Raw genomic sequence first — 26,089 nt, 5'->3', positions numbered from 1 at the left:
GACGACTTGAAGGAGGTTCCCGGGCTGCGCGCCGACCACCTTAGGGATGAGGCGGTCGGTGCGTAGACCTCGTTTGGCGCACCCCGCCCTCCGCTGGATTGTGGGGCTGGCTGCAGGGATGCCCAGCTGCGGCTCGCAGAGTGTGGTGATGCGCTTTGCGTGCCTGCAGATTGCGGAACGGAGAGGCCAATGGCGGTAACCATGTGCCTGATCACTCCAACGGATCCGAATCGGCTGCACCGCTTCCCCGACAGGGGGTGGTGTGTGGGGCTGGCCCTGGGGGTGATGCTGGGCCTGGTGGCCGCGGTTGGACTGCCTGTGGCCCCGGTGCACGCCGATGGCGGCGTACCCGGGGCGGCCTTCGTTTACATGGCCCGCATTGAAGGGGGGCTGGGTGGCCGCCATACCGACGGCCATACCGTGCGCCTGGATGCCGCGGGTCGACTCCAGACGGCCCACTACCGCACGGATGGCGCCCTTCCGGAGGTGCGTTCCGGTCGCATTGCACCGGCGCGATTCCACGCCCTCTCGCAGTACCTCACCGGCGATCACACGTTGGCCCGACCGGAAGCGGACGGGCCTATCTCCGACTTCCGGCCGACACGGCTGTACTTCGCTTATCGGAGCCCGGCGGGCAAGCGCTTTATCGGGAGCGGGGAGCCTGAGGCGTTGCCTGAGGCCCTCGCGGCGCTGGCCGATGCGCTCCAGGTACTGACCGCTGAGGTGTCCCTCACTGAACAGCCGGAGGGTCATTACCTCCAATTTCTGCCCGCGCCGGAGGGCGCGCGCCGGTCGCCCCAGGTGGCGGTTTCGGCAGACACCCTGGCTGACCACCCTGAGCTGCAGGAGGCCGAGGCCAACCCGGGCCGCTTTGTGCCCCTCGCCCCCTGTGGCACGGACGATCTCGCGGGCCTCGGAATAGAACCGGGGCGTGCCTATCGCGCCGCCGTGGGGGAGGCATCGGGTCTGGTCCAGATCTTCCAACGGCACTGACCGACTGATCGAACAGGACGTAGCCAACAAGCAGGGAGCAGATTCTGTTGAGCAAAGGCGAAAGAAGGAAGAGGAGAACGCAATGAACATCAGACACGTCGACCGCCATGTCGAGAAACGGCGGTCCTGGTACACCGGGCTGTTCTGCGCCGGCCTCAGCGCCGCCATGATCAGCGCACCGCTCTCCGCCGGGGATTCCTGGTTCTCCAAGGCGCGGATCGGTGCCGATACGGCCCCGGCGAGCGCCCAGGGCCTCACCGCCGCGGGCAGCGACCGGGTGGTGGGGGCCTCCACGGACGCCGGCACGACCGTCTTCGATATCACCATTTCCCTGCACAACAACCCGGAGACCGAAAACGAGCGGGATCCCTACGAGGCCGTGATCGAACACTTCGCCGACTCGGTCTGCGAGCAGAGCAACGGGGCCAGCCAGCTCGGTACCGTGCGGGTCTTCACCAACGGCGGCCACGGCTCCCGGGCCGACATTATCTGGAACGAGGAGGAGTGGCCGCGGGCCAGTATCGCGGGGTTCGGCAGTGCCGGGCGGCACATCTGGATGGGGGATATCTTCCCCGACGGCTGCGGTAATGGCTGCGACTACGACATGCTGGCCGATGCCGAGGGCGCCGGCTACACCCTGGGGCACGAGTGGGGCCACTACGTGCTTGCCCTGTATGATGAGTACGAGGGGCGCGACCCGGCGGAGAATCGCGATACCTTCCCGCAGGTTGGCGATGTGCCCACCAGCCCGGCCATCATGAACAGCCAGTGGCAGGCCCGCGGCGGTAACTACGAGTGGTTGAACCACTCCACCAGTGACAACATCGGCGATCCGGAGGATACCGCCCAGGGCCGGGTCTACGGCAAGAGCGGCTGGGAGGTGTTGGTCCAACCCACCACCGACGATCCACAGGAGGGTAACGAGACCGTTCAGCCTGACCGGACCCGGTATACGGCCCTGGAGGCCGTGGCGCCGACGGCGGCGGATAACTGGGTGGTCACCCAGCTCGATCAGATGGATCACGGTTGCCGCGATGAGCTGGAGATCGTCTGGATGGACGATGACCTGGAGATCTCGCTCATTGTCGACACCTCCGGGAGCATGAGCGGCGCTCCCATCATCAACGCCCGCACAGCCGGTCGGACCCTGGTGGATGTGGTCGAGCCTGGCCGTACCGCCATGGGCGTCGTGCGCTTCTCGGCGAGTGCCTCGGTGGTCCACCCCATGATCGCCATCCCGGACCCGGGTACGGCGGAAAAGGACCAGCTCAAGGACGCCATCGACAGCCTCCCGGCCTCCGGGCTGACCGCCATGTTCGATGGCCTGATACTGGGCTTGGACGAACTGCAGGATTACAGCGCCGCCAACGATACCGATGCCGGGCAGGTGGCCTTCCTGCTCTCCGATGGTGGCGACAACAGCTCCGCTGCGACAGAGCCGCAGACCGTCCAGGCCTACCAGGATGCCAACGTCCCCATCATCGCCTTCGGCTATGGCAGCTTCGCACCCACCGGGGTGTTGCGGCGGCTCGCCGATAACACCGGCGGTGAGTTCTTCGCCTCACCCACGACCCTGGCCGAGATCCAGGAGGCCTTCCTGGCGGCCAACGCCGCCGTGTCCGATGCGGTCAACCTGAGTCAGGAGTCGCAGCCGGTCGCTGCGGGCGCCAACGAGCGGCTCACCTTCACCGTGGACCCCACCCTGGGCTCGATGACCGTGCTCCTTAACTTCACCGGCAGTGCCGACCAGTTGTCCCCCACGCTGTTGGACAGTGACGGCAACGACACCGGAATCCCGTTCAGCTGCGACGAGTCAGCCGATGAGGTCTCCTGCCTCGCCACCGTGGACCGCGACGCGGTATCGGCGGGTGGCGTCGGCGACTGGACCGTCGACACCGGGGAGAATACCTCCGGCGGTGAAGTGGAGGTGCTCCTGAATGTGGTGGCCAACCCGGCGGACGGTCGGACCTTTGACGTGCGGGTCAGTACCCTGGGTGGCAGCACGGTGGAATACCCGTCACCCGCGCTGATCTCGGCCGCGATCTCCGCCGGGCGGATGGTCTCGGGGGTCAATGTGGTCGCCGAGCTGACCGATCCCGACGGGAACGTCACCACCGTGCCGCTCAACGACGAGGGCCAGAACGGTGACGCGGAGGCCGGTGATGGCATCTACTCGGCCGTGGTGAACTACCGGCAGGGTGGTACCCACGAGCTGCGCGTCCGGGTGGACAACCAGGCCGGGACCGGCCAGTTCGTGTACGGGGGTGTGGCCCCGGCGCCGGACATCAATGGCATGGAGGTGCAGGCCCCGGATCCGGAGCCGATCCCGGAGAACTTCCAGCGCGTGGCGACCACGCAGTTCACCGTGGATGGTTTTCAGGACGACGATCACGCGGATGATCCCGCCCTGCCGGGCGCCTGCACGCCGCTCGAGGCCGATAACACGACTATCCCGGGGCGGATCGATGCCGCCAGCGATAGGGATTGCTTCCGCCTGGTCGGTACCAGCGTCCCGGACGAGGGCGATGTCTCTCTGCGGGTGGCATCCTTTGGCCTGGGCATGCAGCCCATCGTGACGATCTACACCGGCGATGGCAGCGAGGTGCTGCTGACCTTCAGCCTGGACGATGAGGACTTCGTCGCCCGCAACGGCTACCTCTACACCGTCCTGGATCGGGACTGGCTGGAGACCGCCAATGACGAAGGTATGGTTGGCGGTGCGGAGCTGCAGGACCTGGTGGTCACGGTCGAGCATGAGGATGAGACCGCCGACGAGGGCACCTACAAGGTCAGCGCCGGCTCGGTGATCAGCTCGGACCAGCCCGCGGAACCGGACCGGATCACGGACGAGGATGAGGAGGAGTTCGAGATGACCCGCCGGGGTTCCGCCTGCAGCGTGGCGGGCAACAGTGCCGGTGGCCCCGCCGACCCGACCCTGCCGCTGCTGGCCATCCTGGCCCTGCTCGGCGTCATCCTGGGCCGTCGTCGCCACCGCGCCTGAGCGCGCGGGGCCCCGGCCCCCTTAACCCACCCACCGGCCGGCGGGATCCCCCGCCGGCCGCTTGTTTCTTCCCGCGGCGCCCGCTCAGGCGGGCCAGGTCGCCGTCACCGTGATCACGCAGAGGTTATACCAGCCGTGGAGCAGGATCGGGCTCCAGAGCCCGTCGTGCCGCTCCCGGAAGTACCCGAAGATCAGCCCCGGTGGGATCACCCCCAGCGCCAGCAGCGCCCCGCCGCGGGGCCAGTGGCTGAGGGCGAAGGCCAGGGTGGTCAGGGCATTGGCCAGGCTCACCGGGCCCGCCCGGTAACGGCCCCAGTGCGGACGCAGCAGCAGCCCCTGAATCAACCCGCGGAAGGCCAGCTCCTCGAGCACCGGGTAGACCACCACCAGCATCAATAGGGGCCAGGGCGTCAGCAGGTTGCCGTCGCCGGCCCGCTCCCCGGTCAATATCACCCAGGCCAGCGCCCCGGCCGGCCCGGCGGCCAGTGCGGCCAGAAACAACCAATCCTTGAATGGGTACAGCGGGTTCGCCTGCAAGCCATCGCCCCCTATCGCCACCGGCATGCGTCCGTTCCCCTGCCATCATATCCCAAGGCCGTGGCTGGCCACCGCGGCAGGGCCGTCAGGCCGCTTCACGGTCCGCCGCAGGGTGGGGTATCCTGCGCTGAATGAGCACACACAGCGAACCACCACGGGCCAGGGAGGCCGGCGAGGCATAGGGCATGGGCGCCTACGAGTATCAGGCACTGGATCCGGGCGGCCGCCAGCGCAAGGGTGTGCTCGAGGGGGACACCCCGCGTCACGTCCGCGCCCAACTGCGCGACCGCGGGCTTACGCCCCTGGCCGTGCAGGCCGTGGTGGAGCGGGAGGCGCGTGCGGTGCGCCGGCCGCTGTTCACCCGCGGGGTCAGCGCCACCGATCTGGCCCTGATCACCCGCCAGATGGCCACCCTGGTGCGCTCCGGCCTGCCGCTGGAGGACGTCCTGCGCACCGTCTCCCGGCAGACCGACAAGCCCCGCCTCAAGAGCCTGATGCTGGCGGTGCGCAACCGCGTGCTGGAGGGTCACACCCTGGCCCAGGGGTTGGGCGATTTCCCCCACGTCTTCCCCGATATCTACCGCACCACGGTAGCCGCCGGCGAGAAGTCCGGCCACCTGGACATCGTGCTGGAGCGGCTGGCGGAATACACCGAGGGCCGCCAGCAGATGCGCCAGAAGGTGCAGATGGCGCTGTTCTACCCGATCATCCTCACGGTCATGGCCATCGGCGTCACCCTCACCCTGCTCACCTACGTGGTGCCGGAGGTGGTGGGGGTGTTCGACCACATCGGTCAGGATCTGCCGCTGCTCACCCAGTCGCTGATCGTCACCAGCGACTTCATGCGCGACTATGCCCTCTACGGCCTGATCGGCGGTATCGTGGGGCTGCTGGTGCTGGCCCGGATCCTGCGCCGGCCCGGGCCCCGTTACGCCCTGCACAGCCTGCTGCTGCGACTGCCCCTGATCGGGCGCCTGACCCGGGGGGTGAACGCCGCCCGCTTTGCCCGCACCCTGAGCATCCTCACCGCCAGCAGCGTGCCGGTGCTGGAGGCGCTGCGGGTGGCCGGCGCGGTGGTCAACAACGACCCCATGCGGCGCGGGGTGGAGGAGGCCGCCCGGCGCGTGCGCGAGGGCAGCGGTCTGGCCCACGCCCTGGAACGGACCGGCTACTTCCCGCCCATCACCGTGCACCTGATCGCCAGCGGCGAGGCCGGTGGCAAGCTGGAGCAGATGCTGGACCGGGCGGCGGAGAACCAGGAGCGGGAGCTGGAGAGCCTCACCGGCATGTTCCTGGGGCTGTTCGAGCCGCTGCTGATCCTGCTCATGGGCGGCGTGGTCATGGTGATCGTGCTTGCCATCCTGTTGCCGGTCTTCGAACTCAATCAGTTGGTGCAATAGTGGCAGTTGGCGCAATAGTGGCAGTTGGCGCAATAGTGGCGCCCGTAACCCCTTGAGGAGTCCCAGTGCATGATGGCTAGACAACGGCAAAGCGGCTTCACCCTCATCGAGATCATGGTGGTGGTGGTCATCCTCGGCATCCTCGCCGGTATCGTGGTGCCGCGGATCATGGACCGTCCCGACGACGCCCGGATCAGCAAGGCGCGCTCCGATATCCGCGCCATCGAGTCCGCGCTCAACCTCTACCGCCTGGACAACAACGTCTATCCCAGCACCGACCAGGGCCTGGAGGCGCTGGTGGAGCGGCCCACCGGCAATCCCGAGCCGCGCAACTGGCGCGAGGGCGGCTACCTGGACCGGCTGCCCAAGGACCCCTGGGGCAACGACTACCAATACCTCAACCCGGGCGAGCACAGCGACATCGACATCTTCAGCTACGGTGCCGACGGTCAGCCGGGGGGCTCCGGCGTCAACGCGGAGATCGGCAACTGGGCGCTGGACTGACGCCGGATGATGCCCCGCCCCGCCAAGGCCAGCGCCGGCTTCACCCTGTTCGAGCTGCTGGCGGTCATCATCATCCTGGGGTTGCTCACCGGCCTCGCCGTGCTCTCCGTGGGCGATGGCGGCCGCGACCGCCAGTTGGAGGAGCAGGCCCGGCGCTTCATCAGCCTGGTGGACCTCGCCCGCCAGGAGGTCATGCTCGGCGGCCCGGAGTTGGCCGTGGGGGTGACCCGGCACGGCTACCACTTCCTGCACGAGGTGGAGGTGGAGGACGGCCTCACCACCTGGCTGCCGGTGGACCGCGACCGCCAGCTCCGGCCCCGCGACCTGGAGCCGGAGGACATGGAACTGGCGTTGCGCCTGGAGGGCGTGGACGTCCGCCTGGACTACCGGCCCGAACAGCCCGACCCCCACCTCTACCTCTATGGGACCGGCGAGGTGACGGAGTTCCAGCTCACGCTGCGCGATCAGCGCGACCCGGACCGGATCCGGGTCGTCACCGGTGACATGGCCGGGCGCCTGCGCCTGCACACGGAGGCGCCCGATGGCTAGGCAACGGGGCTTTACCCTGCTGGAGGTGCTGGTGGCGCTGGCCATCCTGGCCACCGCCCTGGGCGCGGCCGTCAAGGTGGCCAGCGAGAACGCCGCCAACGCCGCCTATCTGCGCGACCGGACCCATGCCCACTGGGTGGCTGCCAATCAGCTCAACCGCTTCCAGGCGCGGCTGGAGGCACTGCCCGAGTCCGGCCCCGCCGAAGGCGTCGAGCGTCTCGGCGGGCGCGACTGGCATTGGCGGGCGACGATGGCGCCCTGGGCGCCGGAGCTGGAGGGCCTGCCGGGCATCCCGGGGCTGCGCCGGCTGGAGGTGGCGGTCCACCGCGACCAGGCGCGCGAGCAACAGCCCCTGGCCACCGCCCGCGTGGTGCTGGTCCCGGAGGGGGGCCGCCTGGGGACGATCGATGACCTGGAGGAGGGGGGCTTCGATGGCCTCTGACCGGTCGCGCGGTTTCACCCTCCTGGAGCTGCTGGTGGCCATGGCGGTCTTCTCCCTGCTGGCCGCCATGGCCTACGGCGGCCTCACCTCGGTGCTGGACGCCCGGGCGCACACCGACCGGGCCGCGGAGCGACTGGATGAGATGCAGTTGGCCTTCGCCATGCTGCAGCGGGATCTGCACCAGGTGGTGGACCGGCCCCGGCGCGATGCCTACGGCGACCGCCGCCCCGGGCTGATGCTCGACGACCTGCGCCTGCCCCCGCGGCTGGAACTGGTGAGCGCTGGCGCGCGCAGTCGCGGCGTGCGCTCGGAGCTGCGACGGGTGGGTTGGGAGCTGGAGGACGGCGTGCTCTACCGGCTGCTCTGGCCCACCGTGGACGGCGGCATGGATGAGCCGCAAAGCCGGGTGCCCATGCTGGGGGAGGTGGCCGGCAACACCGTGGAGGTACTCGCCTTCGTCTTCCACTACCATGGCCTGGACGGGGAGCGGACCACCAGCCGGGCCTGGCCCCCACCGGAGCAGCCCAATGCGGACCTGCCCCTCGCCGTCGAGATTGAACTGGAAGCGGAGCACACCGGGGCGGTGACCCGGCTTTTCGCCCTCCCGCGCAAGGAGAACGACCGATGAAGATGCGCCTCTTCACTGCATGGATGGCCGCCGCGCTGGTCGCGGCACTGTTGCTGCCCCCGCTGCTGAGCGGAGGCCTGGAACCGCCGGAGGACGACCGGCGGGTGGCCGCGCTCTCAGCGGAGCGGTTGGCGGCCCTGCCGGCTTCGGCCCGCACCCTGATCGAGACGGTCCGGGACAACCCGGACTGCTGTGTGCCGGGGGAGTTGCTGATCCGGCCGGCCGGGGACGCGGCGGAGACCGAGCCGCGTATGCGGGCGGCTCATGCCCTGGTGGGCGCCAATGTGGTCCGGCGCTTTCGCACCGGTAACGCGGAGCATGTTCGGCTGCCGTCCTGGATGAGCCTGGAGGAGGCCATCGCCGCCTACGCCGAGGACCCGGCGGTGGCCTATGTCGAGCCCAACTACCGGGTCTACGCCGCCCAGCTCGACCCGGAGCCCGAGTTCTATGACCAGCAATGGAACCTGCCGGCCATCGATGTGCCGCAGGCCTGGGACCTGACCACCGGTGACCCGGCGGTGCGACTGGGCCAGGTGGACACCGAGATCGATACGGCCCATCCCGATCTGCAGCAGAACGTGGCGGGGACCGGTTCCCAGTTCGACGATTCTCAGCCGGAGGATCATGGCACCCATGTCGCCGGCGTGATCGCGGCTGAGGGGGAGGGGGTGGCCGGCGTGAATCTCCAGGTCTCGCTGTACAGCCACGCCGCGCTGGAGGTCGCTGGCCCGAACCGGGTCGAAGGGTCCTTTGCCGACGTGATTGCGGCCGTGGAGGCGTTGGTCGATGAAGGGGTGAGGGTCATCAACGCCAGTTTCGGCACCGATGAAAGTCCGCTCCGGGATGACGGCGAGGACGACACCCTCAAGGCGGCCCTGCGGGCAGCCGGTGAGCAGGGGGTCCTGGTGGTGGCCGCGGCGGGGAACGCGGGTGAGGAGAATGACACGGAATCGGACGAGCCGACGGGCTTCTGGCCGGCCAGTTACCGGCTGGACAACATCATCTCGGTCGCGGCCTCAGACGAGGACGACGAGCGCGCGAGTTTCTCCAATTTTGGGGAGACCGACGTCCACCTGGCCGCGCCCGGCGTTGATATCCTGAGTGCCGTGGTGGACCGGCCGGACCGGCCAGACCCCTACGAATTCCGTTCGGGCACCTCTATGGCTGTACCCCACGTGGTCGGCATCGCCGGCCTGGTGCTGGCCCAGCACGGCGTCGATACCCCTTACCAGGCGGTGCGGGAGCGCCTCCTGATGTCCGCCCGGCTGAATGCCAGCCCGGACTGGGAGGGGCTGACCGCCACCGGCGGCATCGTGAACGCCTACGACGCCCTCACCGTCGACCTGGCCGGTCTGCCGCCCTTCGCCCCGAGCCGGCTGCGGATCAACCCGCTGCCCGATACCTCGGAGCTGGAATTGACCTGGCTGAACAACAGCTATCAGCTCGATGCGCTGGCGCTGGAGCACTGCGAGGGCGACGGCTGCGACGATGCGGACGCCGACTTCCAGGCCACCGGCGGGGTCACCCTGGAGAGCGGGGACCAGGAGGCCGTCGTCTCCCCGGCACTGGACGAGGGCGAGACCATCACCTACCGGGTCTGCGCCGAGCGGGCCAGTGTGCGCGCCTGCTCGGGTTCGGCGAGCTACGTGGCGACCAGCGACGACAATGGCGACAATGGCAACGACGACAACGGCAACGGCAACGACGACAACGGCAACGGCAACGACGATAACGGCAATGGCGACAACGGCGCCCCGGACGGAGACAACGGCACTGGGGGTGGTGGCGGAGGTGGCGGCTGCTTCATTGCCACCGCCGCCTGGGGCAGTGAATGGGATGCGCCCGTGGCCACCCTGCGCCAGTTCCGCGACGAGGCCCTGCTGACCAGCCGTGCCGGGCAGGAGCTGGTCAGCCTCTATTACCACTTCAGCCCGGCCATCGCCGATCGGATCGCCGAGGACGAGGAGCTCCGCGCGCGGGTGCGGCAATGGCTGGCGCCCTTCGCCGCCGTCGCCGAGCAGGCGGTGGAGGCGGAGTAGCCATGGCGCGGCGGCGGCAACGGGGGGTGGCCCTGATCACCGCCCTGCTGGTGGTGGCGCTGGCCACCATCGCCACCGTCGCCATGACCACCCGCCAGCACCTGGACATCCGCCGCACCGGCAACCTGCTGGAACACGACCAGGCCTATTGGCACGCCGCCAGCGGCGAGGCCCTGGCGGCCCAGGCCCTGCGCCTGCTGGCCGATAACCCGGACGCGGTGCCCTGGGAGGACTGCCGCACGCCGCCCGTGGTCGTGCCCCTGGACGGTCAGGCGGTGCAGGTGGTGGCCGAGGACCTGCACTGCCGGTTCAACCTCAACAACCTCGCCGACCCCGAGGACGAGGCGAGCGCCGAGACCTTCCTCCGGCTGTTGGAGGACGTGGCCGCCGACCACGGACTCGGTGCGGTGGACCCGGACGGTGTGCTGGCCGCCCTGCGCGACTGGATGGACCCGGAGGTGCACGACCCCTGGTACGCCGGCCAGCAGCCCCCCTACAGCAACCCGGGGACCCGCCTGGCCACCGCCAGCGAGCTGGCCCTGGTCCGCGGGGTGACGCCCGAGCTGTTCCAGGCCCTGCGCCCCTACGTCACCGCGGTGCCGGCGCAGGGTGTCGCCATCAACCCCCGCCGGGCCCCCGACCGGCTCCTGGCCGCCACCGAGGCGGACCCGGACCAGCCGCCGGACACCGAGGGCCAGGACAGCCCGGACTGGGTGCGCCTGCACATCGTCGTCGACAGCGCCGACCGGCGTTACCGCCAGTGCAGCATCGTCAACGCCGTCACCGGCGAGGTGGTGCTGCGCCGGCTGCGTGCCTGTTGACCGGGGCAGGGGGTATGATGGGGCCATGAGTCAATACTGCCTGCTGCTACCCACCGCACCCACCGCGGACGACCCGGTGGAATGGTGCCTGCTGGACGCCGACGGCCGCGTGGGCGACCACGGCGAGGCCCCGGCCGGCGACCTCGCCACCCGGCTGCCCCGGGGCGCCCGGGTGTGGCTGTTGCTGCCACCCGGCGAGGTCAGCGTCCTGCGGGCCACGCTGCCCACCCGTAACCGCCAGCGGGCCCGCCAGGCGCTGCCTTGGGCGCTGGAGGACCAGCTCGCCGCCGATCCCGACCGGCTGCACTTCGCCCTGGGCCGGCCGGAGGCCGACGGACGCCACAGCGCCGCGGTCATCGACCGCGAGCGCATGGCCACCTGGTTGCACTGGGCCGCCGAGCAGGGCCTCGAACTGCATACGATCACCCCGCTGGAACTGGCCATCGGTGCCGGGGACGACGACTGGCGCCTGATCCTGGGCGACCAGGCCGGCTGGCTCAGCACCGGGCCGCGCGCCGGACTGGCCCTGGAGGCCGACGCCTGGCCGCTGATCCTGCCCCGGCTGCTGGCCCAGGCGCAGGCCGCCGGTGAGGCCGGCGATGAGGGCGCCCCCGCCGGGCTGGCCCTCCACCCGGCGGGCGCCGCCCCCGGGCAGGTCGAGGCCCTGCGCGCGGCCCTGCCCGACACCCTCACCGTCAGCGAGCAGCCGGCGGCCGACAGTCCGCTGCGCGCCCTGGCCCCCCTGTTCGATCCGCACCAGGCGATCAATCTGCTCCAGGGCCCCTTCAGCGGGCGCGAGCAGTGGCTCCGGCGACTGCGCCCCTGGCGCGCGGTGGCGGCCCTGGCCCTGGCCTGGGTGGGCCTGCAATTCGTCATGCTCTATGCCGAGGTGCGCAACCTGGAGCGCACCGAACAGGCCCTGCGCGCCGAGACCGTGGAGATCTTCCGCGACACCTTCCCCGACAGCCGGGTGGTCAACCCGCGGGTGCAGATGGAGCGGGCACTGGCCGAACTGGACGGTGGTGGCGAGGGCGGCCCGGAGCGCCGGTCCGACCCCTTCATCGCCGTGCTCAATGCGGTCGCGCCGGCCCTGACCGGCGACGATGCCCCCCGGCTGCGCAGCCTCGCCTTCCGCCAGCAGCGGCTGGAACTGGACCTGGACGCCGCCAGCGTGCAGGCGTTGGAGCGGCTGCGCGAGGCGGTGGAGGCGCGGGGCGACTGGCAGGTGCAGATCCACTCCGCGGCCAGCCGGGGTGAGCGCATCGCCGGCCGGGTCACCATTCAGCGGGAGGAGGCATGAAGGAGCGACTGCTCGCCCACTGGCAGGGGCTGGAACCCCGGGAGCGGCGCATCCTGCTGGCCGGGGCCCTGGTGCTCGCCGTGCTGTTGCCCTGGGGCGGCATCTGGCTGCCGCTCTCCGACCGCGCCGAGACCCTGCGTGGCGAGGTGGCCGAGGCCCGTGCCCAGCAGGCCTGGATGGCCGCCGCCGCCGAGCGGGTGCGCCAGGCCGGCGGGGCCACCGCCGTCCCCGGCGAGGGCCGGGCCGACTCCCTGCTGGGCCGGGTGGACCGCAGCGCCGGCGACTACGGCCTGGGTGAGCGGCTGGAACGCCTGCAGCCCGACGGTGACCAGCGGGTGCGGGTCTGGCTGGAGCGGGCGGACTTCGATCAGATGCTCTATTGGCTGGACGCCCTCGCCGAGACCGGCGTGCGGGTCCACGCCCTCAGCCTGGAGCCGCTGGACGCCCCCGGCCGGGTCAACGCCCGCCTCACCCTGGAGTCCGAATCATGAGGCGGTGGCTGCTCGGTTACACCGGCTGGTTCCTGCTGGCGCTGCTCGCCTGGGGCGCCTTCCTGATCGGGTACTGGCCCGCCGGCGCCGCCCTGGCACTGGGTGAGCGCCAGGGCTGGTTGCCCCCCGAGGCCGGCTGGGCGGGGGCGTCCGGCTCCGTCTGGTCCGGCACCCTGGAACAACCCGCCTGGCAACACTATGAGGCGCAGCGGTTGAGCTGGACCGTGCAGCCGGGTGGTCTGCTGCGCGGGCAGGCCGATCTGCGCTTCCACCTCCGCGAGGCGGGGGCCGACATCGAGGGCCGGGCGCTGGTCGCGCCGGACGGTGGGGTCGAGCTGCGCGACGTCAGGCTGCGCCTGGAGGCCGCGCGGCTGCGCCACTGGGTGGGCGATGCGGCCATGGGGCCGGTGGCGCTGGACGGCACCTTCCGCGGCCGGCTGGACGCCGCCCGGCTCGAGCCGGACGGGCGGGTGGCCTCGCTGGACGGCCGCCTGCTGTGGCACGCAGCGGCGGTGCAGGCGCCCATGGCCCTGCCGCTGGGGGATCTGTCCGGCAATTTCACCGGCGCCGACGGCCAGCTGGAGGGCCAGCTGCAGGACCACGGCGGCCCCCTGCGCCTGGACGCCCGGGTCAGCGTCGACCCCGCGCTGCGCTGGCGCCTGGAGGGTCGGGTGGGGCACAGCGAGCAGGCCCCGGGTGAACTGCGCCAGGCCCTGGGGATGCTCGGCCGGCCGGACGGCGACGGGCTTTACCCGATCCGTCTGGAGGGCAGGTTCACACCATGAGTGGCAGTCAGGCGGCGGGCGGTCGGGTTGCCCGCTGGTACGGCGACTTCAACATCGCCCAGGGCTTCACCCGCCAGTGGCTGGTGGGGCCCATGCGATTGCGCGTGCACCACGGCCTAAACGAGTGGCGGCTGCTGCGCGAGCAGGACCCGGACCCCTGGCTCGACCGCCTCGAAATGGTGCACAGCGACGACCCGGCCCTGATCCCGGAGGGCGAACAACTGCACCGGGTGGTGCTCGCTACCCCCGAGTCCCGCATCCACCTGGAGCTGCTCCCCGCCGACCGTGCGGTGGTCTCGCGGCCGGTGAGCCCGGTCTCCGTGCCCGGTGGCGAGGCGGTGCGGGTGTACGTCTCCACGCCAGTCTGGGTGCGGGTGACCCTGGGCGAGAGGCAGCACCGGATGCTGGAGCAACCCAGCTACCGCCCCTCCGACACCTGGTTCGGCCCCTCGAACATGGAGGGGGAGATCTGCTACGCCACCCGCAGCCGCTTCCGGCTCACCTTGGCCGAGCAGGCACGCTCCCCCGCCCGGGTCATCACCCCGGTGCAGATCCGCAACCAGGCCGCCGACCCGCTGACCCTGGACCGGCTGAACGTGCCCATGCCCTGGCTGCCGCTGTACGCGGACCAGGATGACCACCTGTGGACGCCGGAGGTGGGGCTGACCCGCCGCGCCGACGGCGACCTGGCCGAACTGCGCTTCACCGACCAACCCCCGCGGGAATGCCACGGCGGCACCCGACTCAGCGCCCCCCGCCAAAGCGGCCGCCAACACACCGCCTTCCGCGCCTTCACCCAATTACTACGCGGCTGAGGGCGGGAGACTGCCACGTCGCTTCGCTCCTCGCAGTGACGGCGGGGGCGCGGCCCTCCTCGCCGTGACGGTGGGGGCGCCCCCACGCCCCGTCATCGTGAGGTGCCCACCACCACCCCCTCCCCCGTCATCGCGAGCCCCCCGCCCCGCTGCGCGGGCCCGAATCAGGGAAGAACAGCGGGGCTGCCATGGCGAGGGCTGCGGGTTTTCGGTCGTCATCGCGAGGGGGGCGCCCCACCCGTCATCGCGAGGGCCGAAGGCCCGCGGCGATCCAGGGCGGTAGACTGCCACGTCGGCTTCGCCTCCTCGCAGTGACGGCGGGGGCGCGGCCCTCCTCGCCGTGACGGTGGGGGCGCGGCCCTTCCCGCCGTGACGGTGGGGGCACCACCACCCCCCGTCATCGCGAGGAGCGCAGCGACGCGGCGATCCACCCGCCGCCTGGACTGCCACGCCCCTTCAGGGCTCGCCGTGACGGTGGGGGCACCACCACCCCCCGTCATCGCGAGGAGCGCAGCGACGCGGCGATCCACCCGCCGCCTGGACTGCCGCGCCCCTTCGGGGTTCGCCGTGACGGTGTGCCACTTCACAGCGCCGGTGTGTGGAACCTCGCAATGATGGCCCATTCAGCCGCACAATAACGTTCTTTGCAGTCTTTCCGTGAGGGGGCACCATGGAAGCCTGGTTTAACGCCATCGTCCAGTTCTTCACCGCCGGGCTCGGTGGCGCCATGGTGCGCGCGGCGCTCATCCTCGTCGGCGGTTTCCTGCTCGGGCGGGTGCTCGCCGGCCTGGTGGGGCGCATCCCCACCACCCACCTGGACCGCCACCTGGGGCTCATCCTGCGCCGGGTGATCTTCTACGGCATCCTGGTGCTCGCCTTCACCTCCGCCTTGCACCAGATGGGCTTCAAGCTGGGCGTCCTGCTCGGCGCCGCCGGCATCATCTCGGTGGCCATCGGCTTCGCCTCCCAGACCTCCGCCTCCAACCTCATCAGCGGCCTGTTCCTGGTCTGGGAACGTCCCTTCTCGGTGGGCGACACCATCCGCGTGGGCACCACCATTGGCGAGGTTATCTCCATCGACCTGCTCTCGGTCAAACTGCGCACCTTCGACAACCTGTTCGTGCGCCTGCCCAACGAGACCCTGATCAAGACCGAGATGACGAACCTGTCGCGCTTCCCCATCCGCCGGCTCGATCTGCAGATCGGCGTCGCCTACAAGGAGGACATCAAGCGCGTGCGCCGGGTACTGGAGGAGGTGGCCAGCGCCAATCCGCTCTGCCTGGAAGAGCCCAAGCCGCAGTTCCTGTTCCTGGGCTTCGGCGACTCGGCGCTGAACCTGCAATACAACGTATGGGCCCAACGCGAGAACTTCCTGGAGATGCGCAACAGCCTCCAGATCGAGATCAAGGAGGCCTTCGACCGCGAGGGCATCGAGATCCCCTTCCCCCACCGCACCCTGTACGCCGGCAGTGTCACCGATCCCTTCCCGGTGCGGGTGGTAGGCCCGGATGAAGGCGAGCGCGACCGGCCGTAATCATTCTGCCCCTTGCAACAACCGCTGCGCTGCAACATCCTTAGTGTATAAGCCTTTGGCGAGCAGAGAGCAGGGGATTCAGCCATGACCCACGATAAAGTCGAACGTGTTGATACCGGTCGCGGCGCTCACCCCATCGACCGGCTGTTGCACGCCGGCATGGGGCGGGTCACCGGTGGTCTCTCCCCGGCCTCCCTGGGGCTGGCCTATGTCGACTGGGCCATTCACATGGGTATCTCGCCGGGCCGCCAAACGGAACTGGTGGAGAAGGCCTGGCGCAAGGCCACCCGACTGTCGCTCTACGCCATGCGCTGCGCGGCCAACGGCGCCGAGCGCCACCCGCCCTGTATCGAGCCGTTGCCCCAGGACACCCGCTTCAATGCGTCCCAGTGGCAGCGCTGGCCATTCAACGTCTGGTACCAGGGCTTCCTGCTCACCCAGCAGTGGTGGCACGTGGCCACCACCGACATCCGCGGCGTGGAGACCCACCATGAGGACGTGGTCAACTTCCTCGGCCGCCAGATCCTCGACATCTATTCGCCCTCCAACTACTTCTGGACCAACCCGGAACTGATGGAGACCACCGCCAAGGAGGGGGGTGCCAACCTCTATCGCGGCCTGCGCAACTGGTGGGACGACACCGCCCGGCGAATCCAGGGCGAGCCCCCCGCCGGCATGGAGAAGTGGAAGGTGGGCGAGAACCTGGCGCTCACCCCGGGCAAGGTGGTTTACAGCAACCGGCTGATCGAGCTGATCCAGTACGAACCGGCCACCGATCGGGTCCACCCGGAGCCGGTGCTCATCGTGCCGGCGTGGATCATGAAGTACTACATCCTCGACCTGCGCCCGGGCAAGTCATTGGTGGAGTACCTGGTCAACCAGGGCCACACGGTGTTCATGATGTCGTGGAAGAACCCCTCCGCCGACGACAGCGATCTGGGCATGGAGGATTACCGCAAGATGGGCATCATGGATGCCCTCAAGGCGGTGAACACCATCGTACCGGAGCAGAAGGTGCATGCCGCCGGCTACTGCCTGGGCGGGACCCTGCTCATGCTCGCGGCGGCCGCCATGGCGCGCGAGGGCGACGACCGCCTGGCCAGCCTGACGTGCTTTGCTGCCCAGTGTGACTTCACCGAGCCGGGCGAGCTGGACCTGTTTATCGACGACAGCCAGGTCACCTTCCTGGAGGACATGATGTGGCATGCCGGCTACCTGAGCTCGGACCAGATGGCCGGCGCCTTTCAGTTGCTGCGCTCCAAGGACCTGATCTGGTCGCGTATGGTCCGTGAGTACCTCATGGGCGAGCGCAGCGAGATGATCGACCTGATGGCTTGGAACGCCGACACCACCCGGCTGCCCTACCGCATGCACAGTGAGTACCTGCGCCAGCTCTTCCTCAACAACGACTTCGTGGAGGAGCGCTACGACGTAGACGGCCAGCCTATCCACCTCTGGGACGTGCGCACCCCCATCTTCGCCGTGGGCACCACCAAGGACCACATCGCACCCTGGAAGTCGGTCTACAAGATCAACCGGCTGGCCCGCACGGACGTCACCTTTGCCCTCACCACCGGCGGCCACAACGCTGGCATCGTCACCCCGCCGGGCCACCCGCGGCGCACCTATCAGGTCCACTGCCGCAAGGTGCAGGACCCCTACCTGGCGCCGGATGACTTCCTGGCCGAGGTGCCCAGCAAACAGGGCTCCTGGTGGCCGGAGTGGCACCGCTGGCTGGCGCGGCATTCGGGCAACAAGGGCAAGCCGCCGCAGATGGGCGCCGACGTGCGCGGCTACCGGCCGCAGCGCAACGCCCCCGGCAAATACGTCCTTATGGACTGACCCACAGGAGATTCCCCTATGACGCAGCCGTTCCTGTCCCTGGCCGGCAAAAAAGGCCTGGTGGTCGGTATCGCCAACGACCAGAGCATCGCCTACCACTGCGGGCGGGCCTTCCGGGAGCTGGGCGCTGAGCTGGCGGTCACCTACCTGAATGAAAAGGCGGAGAAGCACGTCCGGCCGTTGGCCGAGGAACTGCAGGCGCCCATCGTTATGCCTTGCAATGTGCAGCAGGAGGGCGAGCTGGGGGCCGTGTTCCAGGCCATCGAGGCGCAGTGGGGCCGGCTGGATTTCGTGGTCCACTCCATTGCCTTCGCGCCCCTGCGGGACCTGCACGGCCGGCTCACCGACTCATCCGTGGACGGCTTTCTCACCGCCATGGACGTCTCCTGCCATTCCTTCATTCGCATGGCGCGCCTGGCCGAGCCGCTGATGGACCAGGGCGGGACCCTGCTCACCATGAGCTATTACGGGGCCGAGAAGGTCATCCCCGGCTACCAGCTGATGGGCCCGGCCAAGGCGGCGCTGGAGTGCAGCGTCCGCTACCTGGCGGACGAGCTGGGCGGCAAGGGCATCCGCGTGCATGGCCTGTCGCCGGGCCCCATGGACACCCGCGCCGCCTCCGGTCTGGCCGGCTTTGACCACCTCATGGAGACCGCGCGCAGTCGCTCACCGCTGCGCTGCCTGGCCGAGCCGGGCGATGTGGGTGCGCTGGCCGCACTGCTGGTCAGCGACCAGGCCCGTACCCTTACTGGCACCCTCATCCCGGTGGACGGCGGCTACCACGTCACCGGCTGACCGCGGACATTCCCACTTGATAAGGGCCCAACCGACGCCATGAGCCAGATCGAGAACCACACCTACGACGAGTTGCAGGTCGGGGACGAGGCGACCCTGATCCGGCGCCTGACCATAGACGACCTGCGGCTGTTCGCCGGCGGCTCCGCCCGGCTCAACCCCGAGCACATGGACGCCGATGCCGCCCGCAGCGACCTCTACCACAAGGCCATCGCCAACGGCATGTGGGGCGCTGGGCTGGTGGCCACCCTGGTCACCACCGAGATGCCCGGGCCGGGCACCGAGTTCATTGATCAGCACCTCACCCACCTGCGCCCGGTCAGCATCGGCGAGACGGTCACCGTCACCGTGCGGGTCCACGAGAAGCAGGGCGACCGCCAGGTGATGCTCGATTGCCAGTGTGTGAACGAACATGGCGAGGACGTGCTGCGCGGTATCTACATCGTGCGTGCGCCCACCGAGAAGCTCAGCCGGGAGCACACCCAGATCTCTCCGGCAGAGGCCGAGCTGCAGACCAAGGGGCGCCAGCGCCGCCAGCTCAAACGCCTGCTGGACCTGGCCCACGACCTGGACCCCATCCTCACGGCGGTGGTCCACCCGGTGGACGCCCTGTCGCTGGAGGGGGTGGTGCGGGCCGCCGAACACAACCTGCTGGTGCCCATCCTGGTGGGGCCGGAGCACCGCATCCGTGCCACCGCCGAGGAGGCGGAACTGGACATCTCCCAATTCAAACTGGTGGCCACCGAGCACAGCCACCAGTCGGCGGAGCAGGGCGTGGCGATGGCCAAGAACCGCGACGTGGAGGCCCTGATGAAGGGCTCGCTGCACACCGACGAGCTCATGGGCGCGGTGGTCCGGCGCGACGGCCTGCGCACCGAGCGGCGGGTCAGCCATGTCTACTGCATGGACGTGCCCACCTACCCGCGCCCGCTGCTGGTCACCGACGCGGCCATCAACATCCACCCCGGCCTGCTGGCCAAGCGCGACATCCTGCAGAACGCCATCGAACTGGCCCACGCCCTGGACAACCCGGAGCCGCGCGCCGCCATCCTCTCCGCCACCGAGTCGGTCAACCCCGATCTGCAGTCCACCCTGGATGCCGCCGCGCTTTGCAAGATGGCCGACAGAGGGCAGATCCATGGTGGCCTGCTGGACGGGCCGCTGGCCTTCGACAACGCCATCTCCCGCGCTGCCGCACGCACCAAGGGCATCCGCTCCGAGGTGGCCGGGCAGGCGGACATCCTGCTGGTGCCGGACTTGGAGTCGGGCAATATGGTGGCCAAGCAGCTCTACTACCTGGCGGACGCCGAGGCCGCCGGCATCGTGCTGGGCGCCAAGGTGCCCATCGTGCTGACCAGCCGCGCCGACGACGTAGTGGCCCGCCTGGCCTCCTGCGCCATCGCCCTGCTGGTGGCCGAACGCAAGCGCAAGGGCCTGGCTCATCTCTAAGGAAAGGCCGCCGACCGTCATCGCTAGGCGGGGGGAGCCGTCCCCCCGTCATCGCGCAGGCCGGGGGGATACGCCCCCACCGTCATCGCGAGGGCCGGGGGGATACGCCCCCACCGTCATCGCGAGGGCCGCAGGCCCGCGGCGATCCAGGCAGCGCATGGACTGCCACGTCGCTGCGCTCCTCGCAGTGACGGGGGAGGTGCCCCACCGTCATCGCGAGGGCCGGGGGATACGCCCCCACCGTCATCGCGAGGGCCGCAGGCCCGCGGCGATCCAGGCAGCGCATGGACTGCCACGTCGCTGCGCTCCTCGCAGTGACGGGGGAGGTGCCCCACCGTCATCGCGAGGGCCGGGGGATACGCCCCCACCGTCATCGCGAGGGCCGCAGGCCCGCGGCGATCCAGGCAGCGCATGGACTGCCACGTCGCTGCGCTCCTCGCAGTGGCGGGGGGAGGTGCCCCACCGTCATCGCGAGGGCCGGGGGATACGCCCCCACCGTCATCGCGAGGGCCGCAGGCCCGCGGCGATCCAGGGCGGTAGACTGCCACGTCGGCTTCGCCTCCTCGCAGTGACGGTGGGGGTGGGGCCGCGCTCGCAGTGAGGGTAGGGGGCGCCCGCAGCGTCTGGCCATGTTCATCAAGAGGGCCGGGGAGGTGCCACCCCCGTCATTGCGAGCGCAGCGAAGCAATCCATAACATCATGGCGAGCAGCAGCGTACCTATCACTTCAACGCCTTGCCCGTCACAATGACGATTCAACCATAAACAGTACGAACCACGCGGAGGCCCCCCATGACCCAGGCCCTGCTCGTCATCAACGCAGGTTCCTCCAGCATCAAGTTTGCGCTGTACACCGTGGCCGGCGGGGCGCCGACCCCCTGCTACCGGGGGCAGGCCGACGGTCTGGGTGCCAGCATCGGCTCGCTGCAGATCAAGGACGACCAGGGCAAACGCCTGCTGCACGAGGAATTACCGGAGTCCGATGGGCATGATGAGGCCCTGGACCGGGCGTTGAGCTGGCTCGAGGAAAGGCTGGAGGGCCATGACCTGATCGGCGCCGGCCACCGCGTGGTTCACGGCGGGCCGGAGTTCAGCCACCCGGTGCGGATCACCGATGACATCCTTGAGCGGCTGGACGGATTCTGCGAACTGGCACCGCTGCACCAGCCTCACAACCTGCGCGCCATCCACGCCGTGGCCCGGGTCCGCCCGCATCTGCCCCAGGTGGCCTGCTTCGACACCGCCGTCCACCGCCAGCAGCCGCGCGTCGCCCAGCGCTTCGCCCTGCCGCGCCAGTACGAGAACAAGGGGGTCCTGCGCTACGGCTTCCACGGCCTGTCCTACGAGTACATCGCCTCCGTGCTGCCAGATCATGACCGGCAAGCCGCCGAGGGGCGCACCATCGTCGCCCACCTGGGCAACGGCGCCAGCATGTGCGCCCTGCACGGCGGGCAGAGCGTGGCCAGCACCATGGGCTTTACCGCCCTGGACGGCCTGCCCATGGGCCAGCGCTGCGGCAACATCGACCCGGGCGTCATCCTCTACCTGCTGCAGAACGAAGGGATGAACGCCGCTGAGATTGAGGACCTGCTCTACCGCCGTTCCGGCCTGCTCGGCCTGTCCGGCATCAGCGCCGACATGCGCCAGCTCCTGGAGAGCGACCGCCGCGAGGCCGCCGAGGCGGTGGAGTACTACGTCTACCGCGCCGTGCGCGAGGTGGGCAGCCTCACCGCCGCCCTGGGCGGGCTGGACGCCCTGGTCTTCACCGCCGGCATCGGCGAAAACGCCGCCCCGGTGCGCGCCGCCATCTGCGAGCAACTGGGCTGGCTGGGCATCACCCTGGACCGGGAGGCCAACGCCCACAACGCCGGGCGCATCACCACCACCGACAGCCGCATCCCGGCCTACATCATCCCCACCAACGAAGAGCTGATGATCGCCCGGCACACGTTACGCACACTGGACCCTGCGTAACCGCCCCGGGGGCGGCGGCACCACCCCCCACCGGTCACTGCGAGGAGGCCACCTCCCCCACCGTCACTGCGAGGAGGCCACCTCCCCCACCGTCACTGCGAGGAGGCGAAGCCGACGCGGCAGTCTACCGCCCTGGATCGCCGCGGGCCTTCGGCCCTCGCGATGACGGGGATGGCGTCTCCCCCCGTCACTGCGAGAAGCAAAGCGACGCGTCAGTCCAAGCTGCGGTTGGCACCCCGCGTGGCCACAGCATTGTGATTTAGGGAGCGTAGTCTCCTCTCACCTGTTTGCTTGTGGGCTATACTCCGCTGACCGGATCAATTTCGGATTATCTGATGAATACACAAGGAAGGCTAAAATGGGCAAGGAAGTCAACAAGATAAGGCGTCGCCTGCTCCAGGCATTGACAGGAACCCTGTCAATGCCGGTCATACCATTGTTGGTGGGGTGTGTTACCGACGAGGAGTCTACTGAATCGGGAGATGGTCCCGCCCTAAAGGAGAATGAAGTATTCGGGGCAGGCTTAACGTTCTACCCAGACGACCCGCAAGGGCGCATCTTGTTTATGGAGTCCAAAGCGGGAGCCTACACGCATTATTATGGTGACCGTGACGAAGCGGGTAATGTGGTTGCCATCCGGCGTGTTGTCGTCAATGACCCTGTAGATCCCATGAACAATACAGTGCTGGTCGTCGATGATGACCATTTGGATCTACAACTGGAAAACGCTGGCATAAGGCTGCAGTTGGAGCAGCTAGAGGACGACGTTGCCTTCACGTTCAGTGACCTTGGTAAGGGCGAATCGTATAGCAGTACACTAGCGAAGGCCGAGCAGGAAGCAGAAGAAGCGGACGATGGCAATGGGAATGCGGTCCACGCTGCAACTCTGATGCACGCTCCCCGTGGTGGTGAGGGGATCACCGTCAAGACGCTAAATGCGGACAGCGGCTCAGTCATGGGCCAAGCTAGTCTGTTCGCTAGCAGCTTTAGCAGCCAACAGATATTGGTTCAGGCCAGGGGCGCATGCGGACTCGTATTCAGTGGTAAGGCAACCGCCGTGGTGGCTGCTGATGCTGCAATGCAGATTGACGGAAGGGTCAGCTTCGGCCCCGGCGTGCCCCCAATCGCGTTGGACTGGCTGCGACCGCCTAGCGTCCATATCGACTTGAAGCCCGACGTTGATAAGGACGGTTTCTATGGTGAAGTTGGCCTGGATGACCTTCCCACGGTTGGCGAAGTGCTGGCGTCTGGTGGTCTTAATTTTGCCTTGAATGAGGTTGCCTCTGCTGTAACCGAAAAGACCCTTGTGGCCGCGGTCACTCGGTTATTGCTGGCCTTTCCGAAGATCGGGCTGCCGGTCCTGCTGCTAGCGAATGTACCCCGAGTCAAGCGAGTGTGGCAGGTAATCACCGAAGTTAAGGGGATGATTGACGGCACCGTCAAGCTGTATAAGGCCGGCAATGATCTAGTGCACATGCGTAAGGGGCCGGACGACAACTTCCCCGTGATGGTAGAGGCGCGGTACAGCGGTGCCGGCACGACGGAAACAGGTGCGGTATCCATCGCGGAGCCGGGCAGCCAACCGGCTGTCGTAGAGTTGGAGTTGGAAGACGGAAAGGATGCGCATCTGCATGAGCTGATCTTGAGTCCGTCGGCCCCGGGCCGGGGTCAGTCATATCGTATCGAGCTTGGGGTCGATTGTGACGAGGCCCCGGAGATGAGCATCCATTTCAGTGTAGAGGGGACTGACGGGTATTCTGCAAGCCGGACGTTCTCTATCCAACCTGATCAAAGGTATGCCATGACTGTGCCCGGGGCAGAATCCGGCGTGCGGGATACCGTGGTCGCTGAACTTCGCAGAGGGGACGAGGTATTGGACCGAAAGCAGCGACAACTCGTTTTCCAGGGATGAGCTAACGCCATGACTCTGCCGGAAAGTTCCTGGGAACTGTTAGCGTTATTGCTAGTAGCGCCACTGCTGTGGTGGGTCAAGGAGCAACCGCCTCGTGTCAAAGTGCTGGTGGTAGTCACCGGCGGGCTGGCGGTGGGGGTGATAGCCGGGTTGGTGCTGTCTCTGCGTGATGAGGTCGCCGGCATTATTGCGCTCATCGGCGTCATCCTGGCCCCGGTGGCGCTGCTGGCGATTGGTGTGGGCACCCTGGAAATCCGTCGTGCCTTGGGCCGCTCACATCAACGATCGGTCAAGCGGGCCCTGGATAAACTGCAACGGGATCACCCTAACCACCGCGACCGATAGCGGTGTATGCCGCGGTCGTGCCGAGCGCCGCCTGGATCGCCACGGGCCTTCGGCCCTCGCGATGACGGGGGGAAAGCCTTCGGCCCTCGCGATGACGGGGGGAAAGCCTTCGGCCCTCGCGATGACAGGGGTGCCCCGTTCCTCGTTGATTCGGGCCCGCGCAGCGGGGAAGGGGGGCTCGCGATGACGGTGGGAGTGTTTACCCGGCCTTCGCGACGACGGAGAGGGGAGAGTCTGTCAGCGCGTGTCCATCGCGTCGCTGACTTGGCTGATGATCTCGGTGGCGGCGGTCAGGATGTGGTCGCGGGAGAAGCCGGCCTTGTCCATCTCCTGGTAGAGGGTGCGGGCCATCAGCTTGGCGACCTTTTCCGGGGCGTGAGTGACCGGGCCGTTGCCTTCGGCGCGGGCGCGGGCCAGGGCCAGTTTGATGAAGTGGGTCTTGAGCAACCCGCGCAGCCGCTGGATGTGCAGCGACTTGGCCACCACCAGGGCCAGGATCGAGGCCATCCGCAGGTCATCCTCGCCCAGCCGCCGGCCGCCCTCCGGGCTGTCCACGTTGATCACCCCCACCACCTCATCCTCCAGCACGATGGGTACCGAGATGCTGTCCGGGCCCTTCCCCGACTGGCGCAGGGCCAGGCCGGCGAACTCCGAGTGGTCCACATCAGAGATGAGCAGCGGTTTGCCGGAACTGGCCACGCGCCCGGCGATGCCGCTGCCGAGGGGCTGGGCGTCGTCGTAGGCCGCCTCGGGCAGGTCGCCGTGGTGCGCCTGCACCCGCAGCTGCGGCTCGCCGCTGTCCGGGTCGTGCTTGACGAGCATGATGGAGCAGTGCCGGCAGCCCATCGCATGGCTGACCAGCTGCGAGAGCTGGGTCAGCCCCCGCTCCGCCGATTCCGTCTCCTCCACAAACCGCGCCAGTTTGCGGAGGTCCTCGTCGAACCGCGACAGTGCCTGCCCCATGCGCTGCATCCCCTGTTTGGCCCGCACCCGGGGAGGGTGCAGGCGGCCTCAATCGAATCCGAGTCTCAATAATCAGTCTAGACGATGGGATTAGTAATCGATCGAGATTAACGGGCCTCGGCCAGGGGGACGTGTGGCAACTGCCAGGCGGGGTCGGGGCGGGCGCAGGCGATAAACCAGGGGTTGATCAGCGACTCGCGCTCGTTGTAACGCAGCGGCTCGCCGGTCTCAGCGCTCAGCAGGCAGCCGCCCGCCTCCTCCAGCACGCATTGCGCGGCGGCGGTATCCCACTCGCCGGTGGGGCCCAGACGGGCGTAGAGATCGGCTCGGCCCTCGGCCACCAGGCAGACCTTCATGGAACTGCCCATGGGCACCAACTCCACCTCAGGAAGCTGCTCGATGAAGGCCTGGGTCTCCGCCGAGGCATGGGACCGGCTGCCCACCACCCGCCAGGGGCGGTCGCCGGCCCGGGGCGGCTCCACCACCCGAATGCTTCGCGGCTCGGCCCCAGCGCTCTGGCGCCAGGCCCCCTCACCGCGTATGGCGTAATAGCGCTCGCCCAGGGCCGGGGCGTCCACCATGCCCAGCACCGGCTGGCCGCCCTCCACCAGTCCCACATTGATGGTGAACTCATCGTTGCGCTTGAGAAACTCCTTGGTTCCGTCCAGCGGGTCGATGATCCAGCAGCGCGACCAATGACGCCGTTCCGACCAAGGGGCCGGGCGCGCCTCCTCGGACACCACCGGGATGTCGGGCGCCACCGCCCGCAGGTGCGCCACCAGGCAGTCGTGAGCGGCGAGATCGGCGGCAGTGACCGGGCTGTCATCGGCCTTGCGCCGGGTATCGAAGCGGTCGGGATCGGCGTAGATGGCCATCACCCGATGGGCCGCCTCGTCCATCGCCGTGTGCAGGGTCGTGAGCAGGTTGTTCATGAGCCTTACTCTACCACTGGTGGGCAGAAATCAAGAGCC

Annotated in this window: 23 protein-coding genes; 20 read left to right on the top strand and 3 right to left on the bottom strand. The window is 68.8% G+C overall.

The window, feature by feature from the left end; all coding sequences use genetic code 11:
• Nucleotides 1-189 precede the first annotated feature (189 nt).
• Both MLG_RS12105 and MLG_RS12100 read left to right on the top strand, forming a co-directional pair.
• Nucleotides 190-993, top strand: a complete 804-nt coding sequence (locus MLG_RS12105; RefSeq protein ID WP_011630128.1) for a hypothetical protein — start codon at nt 190-192, stop codon at nt 991-993.
• Nucleotides 994-1,075: 82 nt separating this feature from the next.
• The gene (locus tag MLG_RS12100) at nt 1,076-3,994 is read left to right on the top strand and encodes a VWA domain-containing protein (protein ID WP_011630127.1); all 2,919 of its coding nucleotides are present in this window, start codon (nt 1,076-1,078) and stop codon (nt 3,992-3,994) included.
• Between the two features lie 84 nt (nt 3,995-4,078).
• Here MLG_RS12100 and mrtJ read toward each other — a convergent pair whose 3' ends face one another.
• Complete coding sequence (mrtJ, locus tag MLG_RS12095; RefSeq protein ID WP_011630126.1) at nt 4,079-4,558, bottom strand: JDVT-CTERM system glutamic-type intramembrane protease MrtJ; 480 nt, start codon at nt 4,556-4,558, stop codon at nt 4,079-4,081.
• A 158-nt stretch (nt 4,559-4,716) separates the two neighbouring features.
• Between mrtJ and gspF the strand changes: the two genes are divergently transcribed.
• The 18 genes from gspF to MLG_RS12000 all read left to right on the top strand — a co-directional run bounded on the left by gspF (nt 4,717) and on the right by MLG_RS12000 (nt 24,155).
• Entirely contained in the window at nt 4,717-5,931 is a 1,215-nt protein-coding gene (gspF, locus tag MLG_RS12090) for a type II secretion system inner membrane protein GspF (protein ID WP_011630125.1), read from the top strand.
• Between the two features lie 69 nt (nt 5,932-6,000).
• On the top strand, nt 6,001-6,435 hold the full coding sequence (gene gspG / locus MLG_RS12085) for a type II secretion system major pseudopilin GspG (protein ID WP_011630124.1): 435 nt from the start codon (nt 6,001-6,003) through the stop codon (nt 6,433-6,435).
• A 6-nt stretch (nt 6,436-6,441) separates the two neighbouring features.
• Nucleotides 6,442-6,984 (top strand): type II secretion system minor pseudopilin GspH, encoded by a 543-nt coding sequence (gene gspH, locus MLG_RS12080; RefSeq protein ID WP_011630123.1) that lies wholly within the window; start codon nt 6,442-6,444, stop codon nt 6,982-6,984.
• Nucleotides 6,977-7,426, top strand: a complete 450-nt coding sequence (gene gspI, locus MLG_RS12075) for a type II secretion system minor pseudopilin GspI (RefSeq protein ID WP_011630122.1) — start codon at nt 6,977-6,979, stop codon at nt 7,424-7,426. The genes gspH and gspI overlap by 8 nt, the downstream gene beginning before the upstream one ends.
• On the top strand, nt 7,416-8,054 hold the full coding sequence (gene gspJ, locus MLG_RS12070; protein ID WP_011630121.1) for a type II secretion system minor pseudopilin GspJ: 639 nt from the start codon (nt 7,416-7,418) through the stop codon (nt 8,052-8,054). The genes gspI and gspJ overlap by 11 nt, the downstream gene beginning before the upstream one ends.
• Nucleotides 8,051-10,093 carry a S8 family serine peptidase gene (locus MLG_RS12065; RefSeq protein ID WP_011630120.1) on the top strand — a complete coding sequence of 681 codons (2,043 nt, stop codon included), beginning with the start codon at nt 8,051-8,053 and terminating at the stop codon, nt 10,091-10,093. Before gspJ ends, MLG_RS12065 begins: the two co-directional genes overlap by 4 nt.
• A 2-nt stretch (nt 10,094-10,095) precedes the next feature.
• Nucleotides 10,096-10,914 carry a type II secretion system minor pseudopilin GspK gene (gene gspK, locus MLG_RS12060; protein WP_011630119.1) on the top strand — a complete coding sequence of 273 codons (819 nt, stop codon included), beginning with the start codon at nt 10,096-10,098 and terminating at the stop codon, nt 10,912-10,914.
• 25 nt (nt 10,915-10,939) lie between these two features.
• On the top strand, nt 10,940-12,214 hold the full coding sequence (gene gspL / locus MLG_RS12055) for a type II secretion system protein GspL (protein WP_011630118.1): 1,275 nt from the start codon (nt 10,940-10,942) through the stop codon (nt 12,212-12,214).
• Nucleotides 12,211-12,705 (top strand): type II secretion system protein M, encoded by a 495-nt coding sequence (locus MLG_RS12050; protein WP_011630117.1) that lies wholly within the window; start codon nt 12,211-12,213, stop codon nt 12,703-12,705. The genes gspL and MLG_RS12050 overlap by 4 nt, the downstream gene beginning before the upstream one ends.
• On the top strand, nt 12,702-13,490 hold the full coding sequence (locus MLG_RS12045; RefSeq protein WP_011630116.1) for a type II secretion system protein N: 789 nt from the start codon (nt 12,702-12,704) through the stop codon (nt 13,488-13,490). Before MLG_RS12050 ends, MLG_RS12045 begins: the two co-directional genes overlap by 4 nt.
• Nucleotides 13,487-14,305 carry a hypothetical protein gene (locus MLG_RS12040; protein ID WP_011630115.1) on the top strand — a complete coding sequence of 273 codons (819 nt, stop codon included), beginning with the start codon at nt 13,487-13,489 and terminating at the stop codon, nt 14,303-14,305. Before MLG_RS12045 ends, MLG_RS12040 begins: the two co-directional genes overlap by 4 nt.
• A 670-nt stretch (nt 14,306-14,975) precedes the next feature.
• On the top strand, nt 14,976-15,839 hold the full coding sequence (locus tag MLG_RS12030) for a mechanosensitive ion channel family protein (protein ID WP_011630114.1): 864 nt from the start codon (nt 14,976-14,978) through the stop codon (nt 15,837-15,839).
• 84 nt (nt 15,840-15,923) lie between these two features.
• Nucleotides 15,924-17,681 carry a PHA/PHB synthase family protein gene (locus tag MLG_RS12025; RefSeq protein WP_011630113.1) on the top strand — a complete coding sequence of 586 codons (1,758 nt, stop codon included), beginning with the start codon at nt 15,924-15,926 and terminating at the stop codon, nt 17,679-17,681.
• A gap of 18 nt (nt 17,682-17,699) precedes the next feature.
• Nucleotides 17,700-18,476, top strand: a complete 777-nt coding sequence (gene fabI / locus MLG_RS12020; protein WP_011630112.1) for an enoyl-ACP reductase FabI — start codon at nt 17,700-17,702, stop codon at nt 18,474-18,476.
• 39 nt (nt 18,477-18,515) lie between these two features.
• Complete coding sequence (locus MLG_RS12015; RefSeq protein WP_011630111.1) at nt 18,516-19,925, top strand: bifunctional enoyl-CoA hydratase/phosphate acetyltransferase; 1,410 nt, start codon at nt 18,516-18,518, stop codon at nt 19,923-19,925.
• Between the two features lie 791 nt (nt 19,926-20,716).
• Nucleotides 20,717-21,898 carry an acetate/propionate family kinase gene (locus tag MLG_RS12010; protein WP_011630110.1) on the top strand — a complete coding sequence of 394 codons (1,182 nt, stop codon included), beginning with the start codon at nt 20,717-20,719 and terminating at the stop codon, nt 21,896-21,898.
• Between the two features lie 358 nt (nt 21,899-22,256).
• Nucleotides 22,257-23,810 carry a hypothetical protein gene (locus MLG_RS12005; RefSeq protein ID WP_041718057.1) on the top strand — a complete coding sequence of 518 codons (1,554 nt, stop codon included), beginning with the start codon at nt 22,257-22,259 and terminating at the stop codon, nt 23,808-23,810.
• A 9-nt stretch (nt 23,811-23,819) separates the two neighbouring features.
• Entirely contained in the window at nt 23,820-24,155 is a 336-nt protein-coding gene (locus MLG_RS12000; protein WP_011630108.1) for a hypothetical protein, read from the top strand.
• A 237-nt stretch (nt 24,156-24,392) separates the two neighbouring features.
• Here the strand turns inward: MLG_RS12000 and MLG_RS11995 are convergent, their stop codons facing one another.
• Complete coding sequence (locus tag MLG_RS11995; RefSeq protein ID WP_011630107.1) at nt 24,393-25,118, bottom strand: GAF domain-containing protein; 726 nt, start codon at nt 25,116-25,118, stop codon at nt 24,393-24,395.
• Nucleotides 25,119-25,225: 107 nt separating this feature from the next.
• The gene (gene cysQ, locus MLG_RS11990; protein WP_011630106.1) at nt 25,226-26,050 is read right to left on the bottom strand and encodes a 3'(2'),5'-bisphosphate nucleotidase CysQ; all 825 of its coding nucleotides are present in this window, start codon (nt 26,048-26,050) and stop codon (nt 25,226-25,228) included.
• Between the last annotated feature and the right edge of the window lie 39 nt (nt 26,051-26,089).

The sequence above is a fragment of the Alkalilimnicola ehrlichii MLHE-1 genome, assembly GCF_000014785.1.
GTDB classification, from domain to species: domain Bacteria; phylum Pseudomonadota; class Gammaproteobacteria; order Nitrococcales; family Halorhodospiraceae; genus Alkalilimnicola; species Alkalilimnicola ehrlichii.
This window is presented reverse-complemented; position numbering and strand designations above follow the sequence as displayed.